This window comes from Actinoallomurus sp. NPDC050550 (assembly GCF_040655075.1).
In the GTDB taxonomy this organism is placed as follows: domain Bacteria; phylum Actinomycetota; class Actinomycetes; order Streptosporangiales; family Streptosporangiaceae; genus Actinoallomurus.
This window is the reverse complement of sequence record NZ_JBFAJC010000033.1, coordinates 105,878-116,543: the sequence shown is the minus strand read 5'-3', so window position 1 is coordinate 116,543 and position 10,666 is coordinate 105,878. Positions and strand designations below refer to the sequence as shown.

The window sequence follows — 10,666 nt, the reverse complement described above, 5'->3', positions numbered from 1 at the left end:
GCGCTCGCCGCCCTCCTCGTACGACGCGGCGAGTCGCCGGTCGAAGGCGGCGTCGCGATCTGAGTGTCACCCGGGTACGGGCGGCCGCCGCCGCCCGTACCCGTTTTCGGAAAAGAGGTCGACCATGTCCCACGCGATGGCGTTCCCCTCCACACCGTTGCCCGCGAGCGGCTGGGAGCTGCGCGTCGGCCGCGGCAGCCGCCGGCGTCCCGCCCTCGAGGTGCACACCGGCGACGGGCTCATCGACGTGGCCGTGGCCCGCGGCGCCGACACCGCGCTGATCCGCGGCGCGGTACGCGGCAGAGGCTGGTCCGTCGCCTGGGGCGAACTGCCACCGGGCGGCGAGGTGCTCGTGGAGTTCCACGCCGGAAGGTCCGCGCTGAAGGCCACCACCGTGACCATCGCCCGGGCGTTCTGGGTGGCGGAGGTGCCCAGGGGGTTCCGCTCCGTCGAGGTCACGACCGCGGCCGGCCGGATCACCCACCGCATCCGGCGCTTCCGGCAGGCCCGGCGATAAGACAGCCCTCAGGCAGGCCCACCGCCTCACCCGTTGCTGGACCAGGGCCTGCAAAGCGTGCTCGAGCTCGTCATCGAGCACCTAGACGACGAGGTCCGGGTGGTGGGCGGACAGTATGTCCAGGGCGGGCGCCACCAGGTGCAGCAGGGCGGTCTGGGATGCGACGAGCCGTACGGTCCCGGCGACCAGTCCGAATGCGGTGCGCGGCATATCAGGAAGCGGGCGTCCGCGTGGCGCGCCGTTGGGCGGGCTCGAAGAGTTCGACGAGGTTGCCGGCGGGGTCAGTGAGCAGGATCTGGCGGCCGCCGGGGCCGGCGACCACATCGCTGCGGAAGGACAATCCCGCTGCGCGTAGCCGGTCGATCTCGGCGTTGAGGTCGTCGACGATGAGGTGGATGCGGTTCCATCCGCCGGGGACCGGTTGAGAGCCGTCGGTCAGGGTTCGGGCGCCGGAGCTGATGGGGCCGGACAGCAGGAGCCGCAGCGGTCCACGGATCACGTCCGCGAACGCCGGCGCGGCGCTGGTGGCCAACGTGAAGCCGAGATGAGTGGTGTAGAAGTCGATGGCGGCCTGCACGTCATCGACGATGTAGCGGACGCTGGCGAACTGGTCGGGTGTCGTCACGAGTCAGCTTCCTGCTTGGTGAGGACGGGTAGTAGATAGCGGATGCGGGTGTCGATCTCGGCGGCCGTGCGCCGGAACGCGGGGCAGCCGGGCTGGTCGGCGTCGTCGGCCGTGGCGGGGTCGGGGATGCTCCAATGAGTCCGTCGTGGGTGGTCAGGGAAGTCGGGGCATACCTCGCGGACCTTGTCGCACAGACTGATCACATGGTCGAAACGGCGGTCGGTCACCGTGTCGAGATGCCGGGGATGCCGGCCTGACACGTCGATGCCGTAGTCCTCGCGCAGTACTTGGACCGCACGGGGGTGGATGCGTGGTTTGGGATGGCTGCCGACGCTGATCACCGAGATGCGGCCGCCGGTGCGGTGGCGCAGCAGGGCCTCGGCGATCGGTGAGCGGGCGCTGTTGCCGGTGCACAGGAACAGCACGGCGGTCTGCGGCGCGCGCTGCTGGTCGGCCGGCGGTGCAGGTGGAGCCGGATCGAGGCGCAGCACGGGATGCAGGGCGCCACCGGCGGTGGCCAACGCCTGCGCGCAGCGGTCCAGGTCGAGGTGATAGTAGCTGTCGCGGCCGTCGAAGCTGCTGCGGGTGGGCCTGACCAGCCCACCAGCGCGCAGCAGCCCCAAATGATAGGAGACCAGGTTCTGCGGCTTGTCGACCAACGCCACCAGCTCACGGACCCGATAGTCGCTGGTGGCCAGCGCGGTGATCAGCCGCCAGCGCAACGGATGGGCGGCCAAGCGGACGAATGCAGGTGTCTCTTGACCCTGACGCTCCATGACACGGACGATACATCAAATTGGTTTGATGTATCCGCAGCGCCCACGTCTTGGAGCAATCGGCCGCCTGGCCGCGAACCCACTTCCGACAAAACGTAGGAGGACTTTCGGCCCGGACGGCCAGGACCTTGGCCAGTGGAGCAGTGTCGCTGAGCGAGCCAGTGTTAAGGCGTGAGCAGCGGGAGGAGCAACGCCATGAACAGCCGGCAGCTTCCGATCTACGCCCTGGCCCTTGCGGTCCTCATCGTCGGTCTTGCGGCCGCCGGCGTCCCTCTGAGCAGCATCTTCTTCGTTCTGCTCGTGCTCGCCTGCCCGCTGATGATGCTCGTCATGATGCGCGGCATGACCAATCGCGACGGACAAGGCCGCGAGGACAGGCAGGACGATCCCTCTGGTCACCGGCATGACCAGCGGCCGGCATCGGGTCGGCGCTGACCTTACCGCCCGGCGCTGAACGAAGGAGATCGCGATGTACTGGTACGACGGCCACATGAGCGGATGGGGCTACGGCCTCATGACCTTCAGCACGGTGCTGTTCTGGGTGCTGCTGATCGTCATCATCATCGCGCTCGTGCGCTACCTCGGCCACGTTAGGCAGCCGAACGTGGCCCCACCGCCCGATATCACGCCCGAACAACTGCTCGCCGAACGCTTTGCGCGCGGCGAGATCGACACCGATGAGTACCGCGAACGTCTCGAAACGCTGCGGTCGGGCGTCGACCCGCCTTCGGTGTCCCGCGCGACCTGACGAGACGCACGATGAGAAGCACCGCTCTGAAGGCTCGTCATGGCTGGTCCTGAGACGGCGTTGCTCACCTGGCGTCGGGTAGACGTAGACCGCAGCGCTGTGTGACGACGAGGGCGTCACACAGCGAGGGGGTCTACTTCTACGTCGGCCATCGGTGCGTCCGGCAAGTCGAGGCACACGTCAAGACCGAGAGGTGAGTGTCATGCCGGGGATGCCTTTGCCGCTGCAGATCCTCATCGTGATCGCTGTGTTCGGCGGCATCACCGCTGTCCTCGTGGTGTTCGCGTCAAAGGGCGGGGAGTCCACACGCCGTCACCGCGGCCACCACCGCGCCCGTGAACAGTCCGGACGGCCAAGATGGCACTAGGCGGGTCCGGGTGGAGGCCAGTATGCGCGAGTCGTCGCCTCGGAAACCGGTTGGATGCGGGAGGAATTCGCCATTGAGGCTTTCCTTCCCGTGCTCCGCCGGCGGCGACACCACACTTGGGCGGGGTCCGGCATACCTGGTGACCTCCAGGAAGACTCTCCGGGCCGAAGGATGGGGGTGGCCGTGAAAGGCTTGCGACGTTACGTCGAGGATCTGCTCAAGGGCCGCCGCCCGCGTTCCTTCCCGGTCGAGGAGGCGGACTCCGACGCGCTTCGCCTCGCCATCGAGTTGCGCGCCGCGCGTCCGGGATCGGATGCACCGCGCGAGGAGTTCGTCGCCGACCTGCACCGTCGCCTGGCACAGCCGGAAACCGCGCCGACACCGATGCCGGTCAGGCGCCGGCTGGTCCTGGGAGGCGCGCTCGCCGCCACCGGAGCCGCGGCGGGAGCATCGATCGATCACGCGCTCACCAGCGGCACGACACCGCGAGGCGGGGGAACGTTGATGCCCTTCAACGGCAGATGGCGGACCGTGGCGGCAACGGCCGACCTGCCGGAGGGCACGGTGCGCCCCTTCGATATCGGCAGCGTCGTCGGCTTCGTGACCCGCCACGGCGGCCGGCTCCGGGCGATCTCAGGCGTGTGCACCCATCAGGGCTGCCTCCTGCACCTGGAGGGCGGCACGCGGCTGCGCTGCCCATGCCATCAGGCACTCTTCGCGTTCGACGGTACCGTCCTGTATCACCGGCTTCCGAAACCACCTCGGGCCCTGCCCCGGCTGGCCGTGCGAGAGGCGAGCGGCGCCGTTGAGGTGTACGTCTCATCCGCCTGATGCCCGTCGTGCTCACCTTCCAGATCAACGGCAACGAGCCCCGTAAGGACACCAGCCTGAGCGCCGTGAGGACCACGCGGCCACCGCTCGGACCCGGTTGACGACGTACAAAGAAAGAGTCACTTCGTCCAGACGGCCTTTGCTCCGCTGTGGCCGGCGAGCACGACCTCGACTACGCCTCCGACTCCGCCCACCAGCGCCATGACGGCAAGGACGACCGTCGCGATGGGTCGCCACCGTGGTCTGGACCCGACTGCTCTATCCGGCGATCGTGACATCCGCCGGATGAGATAGACCAAGAGGAAAATGCCTGCGACTGACAGCCATAGCACGATGACGAACGGCAGCACCTGCTCGCCCTGCTTGGCATGGGCCTCGACGAGTTCCCTCTCCCCAACGCGTTCTTCGAGGGACTCGCCGCTTTGGGTCGTCAGCGGCACCGCGATCAGCCCGATGGTCGCGACGAACAGGACCGCCGGCCAGAGGCGACGCGCTGCGGCGGGCCAGAATGCCATGAGGATCGCGCCGAGCGCCGCCAGCGGCACGCAGACCACCACAGCGTGGGCGACCAGCGGATGCATCGGCAGGCCGAAGACCATGTCCGTCTCCTACCCCAGCGGCTTCAACAGGCGGCAACAAGCAAGCCAAGCCCGGCGTTGCCGATGACGGGCTCGCCGAGGCCGTGTGGGTGGCTACGGCAGCCGGTTCAGGGCCTGCTGGAAGGCACGGGCGTGACCGGATTCGTCTTCGGCGTTGTGGGAGAAGCGTGTCGCCGCTTCGCTGTCGCCCGTCGCCTTGGCGCGCTTGGCGAAGGTCGGGTACATGGTGCGGGACTCGTACTGTTCGCCGCTGATGGCCGTGGACAGGTTGGTGCGCGTCGTTCCGACGAGCCCGGCGAGTTTGGCCTGGTCGGCGAAGTGCTCGCGGCGTTCGACGTCGGCGTTGCCGCGGAACAGCCGCGCCACGGCCGGGTTCTTGGCGTGCTCGGCGAACAGCCGGTACTTGGCATGGGCGAGGGCCTCGCCATGCATGGCGGTGTCGAGGTTGGTCTTGGTGCGCTGGGCGTGCACCATCGCCGGTCCGGCGGGGACCTGCACCGGGTCGACCTTCGGCGGTGCCGGAACGCTGCCCTGCCCGGACTCCGTCACCCGCAGCGCGGTGCCGAACGCTTTGGCGTGGACGCCTTCGTCGTCGGCGATTTCGGAGAAGGTGGTCGCCGCGTTGCCGTCCCCGTCGGTTTTGGCCTGCTGGGCGAACCCGGGATACGTCGTTTGGGACTCATAGGTCTCGCCGGCCTCGGCGGCACGCAGATTGCTGCTGTCGCTGCCCACCAGGCCGCTGAGTGCGGCCTCTTCTTTGAAGTGCTCGTTCAGTTCGACATTGGCCGTACGGTCGAACAGGCGGGCCACCGATGGCAGTCCTTCTCGCCGGGCCTGGTCGGCGTACAGCCGGTAGGAGGCGTTGGCGAACGCCTCACCCTTCATGGACTGGTCCAGGTCGGCGCGGGTCTGCGGGTTCGGGACCTGCGCTGAGGGCGCGGTGGGAGGTCCCGCCGCCAGAGCCGGTGCGACGAGCGCCGCGCTTACCGGAGTGCTGAAAGCGATGGTGAACGCGCCGGTCATCAGCGCTCTTCTCGTGAAGGGGATCACTGGGAAGACCTCCTCATCGGATGAGAGTGGACGCTGCGGCCTCACCAAAACGCCTACCCGGCGAAGTGATCGCCAACGGCCGAACCGGTAAAAGCCTTCCATGCTTGCGGCGACCCGCGTAAACGATGCCCCATACGCGGGAAGGGCCAAGGCGACTTCCCTATGTATCAGGCGCTGTCCGCGGCGCCAGGTGATCAGTGGTAGCGCGAACAGCAGGTCGGTGGAGGCCAGTGGCATCGAAACGCCGCCCGCTCGCGACGTGGCGGACCTGCGATCAGTCCGCCGAAAACGCGTCGTCACAGGCATGATCAGCGAGTATCACCGCGCCGCATAGCCGCAGCTCAGACCACGTAACAGAATATTCGAGCGGGATACGGTGGCCGTCAATTTGAAAGCGCCTTCTTCTGGACGATCAGGACCCTCAGCAAGTCCCATCGTTCCAGCACAGAAGGCACTTTCGCGTCTCAACCCCCGAACCGACCCCCGCCTCCTGAGCGCGCGAGGCTAGAGTAAAAGAACACGAACGTTCTTTCGGGCGGAGGTCGGTGTGCGGTCCCTGCAACAAGGAGACCCCGCGAGTGTCGGTCCGTATCAGCTCATCGCCCGGCTGGGCGAGGGCGGAATGGGCACCGTCTTCCTCGCTCGCTCGCCCGGGGCCAGGCTGACCGCCCTCAAGCTCATCAAACGCGAGTATGCCGCGGACCCGGAATTTCGCGCGCGGTTCCGCCGGGAGATCACCGCCGCGAGCCGGGTCAGCGGCCTCTACACCGCGCCGATCCAGGCCGCCGACGCCGATGCGTTGCAACCGTGGTTCACCGCGGCCTACATCCCGGCGCCCACGCTGGACGAAGCGGTCACGGCGATCGGCCCGCTGCCCGAGCCTGCGGTACGGGCACTGGGCGCGGGCCTGGCCGAGGCGCTGCAGGCCATCCACGCGGCCGGTCTGGTTCATCGGGATCTCAAACCGGGCAACATCCTGCTGGCCGAGGACGGACCGAAGATCATTGACTTCGGGGTGGCCAAGGCCGGGGACGCCACCCAGCTCACCGGCACCGGCGGAATGCTCGGCACGCTGGCCTACATGGCGCCGGAACAGATCGCGGGCAGCAAGGACGTCGGCCCCGCGGCCGACGTGTTCTCGCTGGGCGGCGTCCTCGTCCACGCGGCCACCGGGCGCAAGCCGTTCGGCGAACGGGACGAGGCGGCCCTTCTCTACGAGCTGATGTACGGCGAACCGGAGCTGCACGGGGTGCCCGGGTCGCTCCATGCGTTGCTCGCGGCCTGCCTGGCCAAAGAACCGGCGCGGCGTCCTCGGCTGGAGGACGTGCTCGCGAAGCTGGCTCCCGCCGATCCGCAGGCGCTGCTGTCGCCCGCGCTGCGCGAGGCGGTGACGGCCAAGGAGACCGAGGCGCATCAGGTGGCGTCCGGGCCGATCGCCGTTCCCCCGCCGCTGCCCCAGGTCGGGGTTCCGCGGCGGCGCGTTCTCGGGCTGACCGCGATCGGCGCGGTGGCGGTGGCCGGGGTCGGCGGAGGCACGGCGGCGTGGGCGCTGACCCGTACCCCGGAGAAGTCCGCCAGGCCCGCCCCGCGCGGCACCGCCCTGGCCACCGCGCCGCCGCCCGCGTGGACCTTCACCCCGCCGACCGCGCTCACCGACGAGGCATACCTGCTCGTCACCGGCGATGTCGTGCTCTTCGGGGGCACGGAGGGCATCTGGGGGCTGGACGCACAGACGGGACGGCAGCTCTGGACCCATGACATCCCGCTGGGCACCTGGGACAGCGTCCATGATTCGAGATTCCTCGTGACCGGCGGCCATGACCAGCTTCTCAATGTGATCGATGCGACGACCGGTCATACCACGACCTTCCACACGAACACCGATAAGATCACGCCCGGCGATATTTACGGCGTCATCGGCAACACGGTCGTCCTGAAGACGATGGGCCCCAAGCTGACCAGAGGGCCGGTCATCGCCGTGGATCTGACCAGCGGCCGGACCCTGTGGCACTACTCCGCCGGCGACGTCGACCCCACCGGCGCGGTCGACCAGACAACCGTATATATCAACGACAAGCCCGCGCTCGTCGCCCTGGACCCGGCGACCGGCCGCAAACGCTGGACCTACACCTGGCCCAAGGACCTCGGCGGCCGGGACTGGGACACCTTCGACATCACGGCCGGCGGCGGCCGGGTCTTCGGCAACTTCGGCGGCGCCCTCCAGGCGGTCGACGCCACGAGCGGGAAGGCCCTGTGGTCGCAGCCCACCGACCCGAACGTCGACCTGGCCTATGACACGGTCTTCCTCTCGGGCACCGACGTCATATACAAGGGCACCGACCTGCGCGCGTACGACCAGGCCACCGGCAAACCGAAATGGACGCTGTACGGCCCGGAACCATTGGCCAGCACCGGGCATGTCGCGGTGGCCGACGGCCTCATCGCCGCGGCCTTCGGCGGCTATTCCGGCTACCCCCAGGGCTTCTTCACCGCCCGGACCGACGGCCGTCTGCTCTGGACACATTGGGGGCCCGCGACCAGCACCGAGGACTGGGCGGTCAAGGTGGCCGGCTCGTCGGTGTTCGCCACCGACCAGAGACGGGCCTACTGCTTCCGGGCGGGCGGATGACGGCCGCGCTGGAGCCGTCCGATCCGCACCACATCGGGCGCTATCGGCTGCTGCGCCGGCTGGGCGAGGGCGGCATGGGCCTGGTCTATCTGGGCGCGTCCCCAGGTGGGCGGGCGGTGGCCATCAAGGTCGTACGGCCCGAACTCGCCGGGGACCCGCGATTCCGCGCCCGGTTCCGGGCTGAGGCCGAGGCGGCCCGCAAGGTGAGCGGCGCGTTCACCAGCCCGGTGGTGGACGCCGATCCGGACGGGCCGGTCCCCTGGCTGGCGACCGCGTACGTCAACGGGCTCAATCTGCAGGAGACGGTCAAGCGGTACGGGCCGATGCCCGAACCGGTGCTGCGCACGCTTGGTGCGGGGCTGGGGGAGGCGCTGATCGCCATCCACCAGGCCGGGCTGCTGCACCGCGACCTCAAGCCGGGCAACATCCTGCTGGCCAAGGACGGGCCACGGGTCATCGACTTCGGGATCAGCAAGGCCGTGGACGGCCCCGCGCTCACCGCCAGAGGCGAGCTGCTCGGCTCGCCGGGCTACATGTCCCCCGAGCAGATCCGCGGCACCCACCTCGCTCCGGCCGGCGACGTGTTCGCCTTCGGTGCGGTGCTGGCCTACGCAGCGACCGGCCGCCCGCCGTACGGCGTGGACGCGGTGCGCACGATCATCCACCGGACCCTGCACGAGCCGCCCGACCTGGACGGCGTCCCCGAGTCCCTGCTGAAGATGGTGGCGGCCTGCCTGAGCACCGACCCCGAGCACCGGCCACCCGCGCATCTGCTGCCGCGGCTGCTGGCCGCGCAGCCGGTCGCGCCTGGCTGGCTGCCAGACGCGCTGGGCGAGGAGTTGCAGCAGCGCGAGGACACGCTGGTGATGGATCTGCGCACCGTCGCCCGGGCCCGCACCCGGCGCCGGCTGCTGATCGGCGGTGCGGCCGTGGCGGGCCTGGCGGTCATGGGCGGTGGCACCGCGGCGGCGCTGGACAGCGGCGACAGGAGACAGAAGCCGCCGCGCTTCCTGTGGCGGGCCACGACCAGCGGCGAGGATGTCGCCCTGTACGCGACCGCGCGCGCCATCGTCACCGCCGACCGGACGTCCAAGTGCCGCGGCTTCGACGCGGCCACCGGACGGCAGCTCTGGTCCGCCGACTACGAAGAAGCCGACGTACTCCCCACCGGCATCTACGCCCTGGGCGGTTCCAGCGGCCCGCTGATCGCCTGTGACCCCTATTCGCACGCGACCCGCTGGAGCTATCAGCCTCCGCCCACGCTGACCGGTCTGCTGATCGGGGCTCAGTCAACCGACCTCGTGGTGCTCACCGACTCGAAGACCACGATGACCGGTATCGACCCCCGCACCGGGCGGCAAGTGTGGCTCCGCCAGTGGCCGGGCTCGGGAAACCCGTACCTCTCCGTGAGCGGCATCATCGGCCGTACCCTCATCGCCGACCGGATCGCCGAGAACTACGACTTCAAGATGTTCGGGCTCGATCTGCTGACGGGCCAGGACCGATGGGTCGAAAAGAGCGTGCGCGACGCGGTGGCGTCCGGCCCGAGCGACCTGCTCTTCTGCAACCCGGCGCGCACCACGCTGGAGGCCGTGTCGCCGGATACCGGGCTGCGGGTCTGGACCACCGACCTGCCCGACGCGGGCGACCCCACCCGGGACGACGAACTGTCACTCGACGTCACCGTGGCGGGCGGGATCGCCTACACCAGAGGGCCCACGATCTACGCCCTGGACGTGCGCGACGGACGGCAGCTCTGGAAGTACACCCCGGCCTCGCCCGGTGGCCAGCAGCGCAGCTTCCTGGTCAACGGGGAGCACGCCTACATCCTGGACAACCCGCAGCTCGTGGCGCTGGACGCCCGTACCGGCAAGCGGCGCTGGTCGGTCAACACGCCGGCGGCCCGTACCGCCTCGCTGATCGCGGCGGGCGGCCTGATCTGCACGGGCGTGTCCGGTCGGACCGGAGCCGGGCTGTACGGCTGGGCCGCCGAGACCGGCAAGCTCATCTGGAACCACCCGGTGAACGCGCCCGACCCGAACACCCGGTGGGTCTTCGACACCCGTGGCCAGACGCTCACCGCGTTGTACGGCACCACCCTGCTCGCCTTCCATCTCGATTGAGCCCGCTGGGCGGACGCCGACGCCTAGAGACGCTGCTGACTCCGCTCTCGAACGCACCTGCAGCACTTTCAGCTTCCCGACGTTCTGCGGAAGCACATAGAGATATGGGTTCGTCCAGTTGCTCGTGTACTTCGCGTACCAGGGATCGCGGGAGAGGTACGCCGGAGCCTTGACCTCTGACAGCGGCTGCCATGTCGTTCCACGGTCGTCGCTCTTGTAGCTCGGGAGAGTCTCTCTGTCGGCGCTTCCCGTCTCTGGCACGACGGTGGCCTTCTCGAACGACGCGACCAGACGTCCGCTCGGCAGCTGCGCCGATTTCGGGTAGATCGCACAGTTGCCTCGCCCTTTCAGGCACGGCTCATTTCCGAGCTGATACAGGATCCCGCCCGTCGGGCTGTACG

General features: G+C 69.1%; 12 protein-coding genes. 7 read left to right on the top strand and 5 right to left on the bottom strand.

Annotation, left to right across the window (positions count from 1 at the left end):
* The first annotated feature begins 124 nt into the window (after window positions 1-124).
* The gene (locus AB0I04_RS35420; RefSeq protein WP_360894685.1) at window positions 125-517 is read left to right on the top strand and encodes a hypothetical protein; all 393 of its coding nucleotides are present in this window, start codon (window positions 125-127) and stop codon (window positions 515-517) included.
* Between the two features lie 81 nt (window positions 518-598).
* On the opposite strand, the gene AB0I04_RS35415 is transcribed toward AB0I04_RS35420, so the two are convergent.
* Genes AB0I04_RS35415 through AB0I04_RS35405 form a run of 3 tightly spaced genes read right to left on the bottom strand, consistent with a single transcriptional unit; the run spans window position 599 to window position 1,918 of the window.
* On the bottom strand, window positions 599-727 hold the full coding sequence (locus AB0I04_RS35415) for a hypothetical protein (protein WP_360894679.1): 129 nt from the start codon (window positions 725-727) through the stop codon (window positions 599-601).
* A gap of 1 nt (window position 728) precedes the next feature.
* Window positions 729-1,142, bottom strand: a complete 414-nt coding sequence (locus tag AB0I04_RS35410; RefSeq protein ID WP_360894677.1) for a VOC family protein — start codon at window positions 1,140-1,142, stop codon at window positions 729-731.
* Window positions 1,139-1,918 carry an ArsR family transcriptional regulator gene (locus AB0I04_RS35405; RefSeq protein WP_360894674.1) on the bottom strand — a complete coding sequence of 260 codons (780 nt, stop codon included), beginning with the start codon at window positions 1,916-1,918 and terminating at the stop codon, window positions 1,139-1,141. Before AB0I04_RS35405 ends, AB0I04_RS35410 begins: the two co-directional genes overlap by 4 nt.
* Before the next feature lie 195 nt (window positions 1,919-2,113).
* Here AB0I04_RS35405 and AB0I04_RS35400 point away from each other — a divergent pair, with 195 nt between their 5' ends.
* The 4 genes from AB0I04_RS35400 (at window position 2,114) to AB0I04_RS35385 (ending at window position 3,864) form a co-directional block, all read left to right on the top strand.
* Entirely contained in the window at window positions 2,114-2,353 is a 240-nt protein-coding gene (locus tag AB0I04_RS35400) for a DUF2933 domain-containing protein (RefSeq protein WP_360894671.1), read from the top strand.
* Window positions 2,354-2,387: 34 nt separating this feature from the next.
* Entirely contained in the window at window positions 2,388-2,666 is a 279-nt protein-coding gene (locus tag AB0I04_RS35395) for an SHOCT domain-containing protein (protein ID WP_360894668.1), read from the top strand.
* Between the two features lie 202 nt (window positions 2,667-2,868).
* Window positions 2,869-3,033 (top strand): hypothetical protein, encoded by a 165-nt coding sequence (locus tag AB0I04_RS35390; protein ID WP_360894665.1) that lies wholly within the window; start codon window positions 2,869-2,871, stop codon window positions 3,031-3,033.
* Window positions 3,034-3,216: 183 nt separating this feature from the next.
* The gene (locus AB0I04_RS35385; RefSeq protein WP_360894662.1) at window positions 3,217-3,864 is read left to right on the top strand and encodes a Rieske (2Fe-2S) protein; all 648 of its coding nucleotides are present in this window, start codon (window positions 3,217-3,219) and stop codon (window positions 3,862-3,864) included.
* 119 nt (window positions 3,865-3,983) lie between these two features.
* On the opposite strand, the gene AB0I04_RS35380 is transcribed toward AB0I04_RS35385, so the two are convergent.
* A complete protein-coding gene (locus AB0I04_RS35380; RefSeq protein WP_360894659.1) occupies window positions 3,984-4,463 on the bottom strand; it encodes a DUF2231 domain-containing protein in 480 nt (159 codons plus the stop codon).
* A gap of 93 nt (window positions 4,464-4,556) precedes the next feature.
* Window positions 4,557-5,513 carry a rubrerythrin family protein gene (locus AB0I04_RS35375; protein WP_360894656.1) on the bottom strand — a complete coding sequence of 319 codons (957 nt, stop codon included), beginning with the start codon at window positions 5,511-5,513 and terminating at the stop codon, window positions 4,557-4,559.
* Window positions 5,514-6,060: 547 nt separating this feature from the next.
* Between AB0I04_RS35375 and AB0I04_RS35370 the strand changes: the two genes are divergently transcribed.
* Together AB0I04_RS35370 and AB0I04_RS35365 are read left to right on the top strand one after the other, a co-directional pair.
* On the top strand, window positions 6,061-8,142 hold the full coding sequence (locus tag AB0I04_RS35370) for a protein kinase (protein ID WP_360894654.1): 2,082 nt from the start codon (window positions 6,061-6,063) through the stop codon (window positions 8,140-8,142).
* Complete coding sequence (locus tag AB0I04_RS35365; RefSeq protein WP_360894651.1) at window positions 8,139-10,265, top strand: PQQ-binding-like beta-propeller repeat protein; 2,127 nt, start codon at window positions 8,139-8,141, stop codon at window positions 10,263-10,265. The genes AB0I04_RS35370 and AB0I04_RS35365 overlap by 4 nt, the downstream gene beginning before the upstream one ends.
* The last annotated feature ends 401 nt before the right edge of the window (window positions 10,266-10,666 follow it).

Coding starts and splice junctions, on each gene's coding strand:
- AB0I04_RS35420 (WP_360894685.1), top strand. CDS start 125: ATGTCCCACGCGATGGCGTTCCCCTCCACACCGTTGCCCGCGAGCGGC.
- AB0I04_RS35400 (WP_360894671.1), top strand. CDS start 2,114: ATGAACAGCCGGCAGCTTCCGATCTACGCCCTGGCCCTTGCGGTCCTC.
- AB0I04_RS35405 (WP_360894674.1), bottom strand. CDS start 1,918: ATGGAGCGTCAGGGTCAAGAGACACCTGCATTCGTCCGCTTGGCCGCC.
- AB0I04_RS35365 (WP_360894651.1), top strand. CDS start 8,139: ATGACGGCCGCGCTGGAGCCGTCCGATCCGCACCACATCGGGCGCTAT.
- AB0I04_RS35415 (WP_360894679.1), bottom strand. CDS start 727: ATGCCGCGCACCGCATTCGGACTGGTCGCCGGGACCGTACGGCTCGTC.
- AB0I04_RS35390 (WP_360894665.1), top strand. CDS start 2,869: ATGCCGGGGATGCCTTTGCCGCTGCAGATCCTCATCGTGATCGCTGTG.
- AB0I04_RS35395 (WP_360894668.1), top strand. CDS start 2,388: ATGTACTGGTACGACGGCCACATGAGCGGATGGGGCTACGGCCTCATG.
- AB0I04_RS35380 (WP_360894659.1), bottom strand. CDS start 4,463: ATGGTCTTCGGCCTGCCGATGCATCCGCTGGTCGCCCACGCTGTGGTG.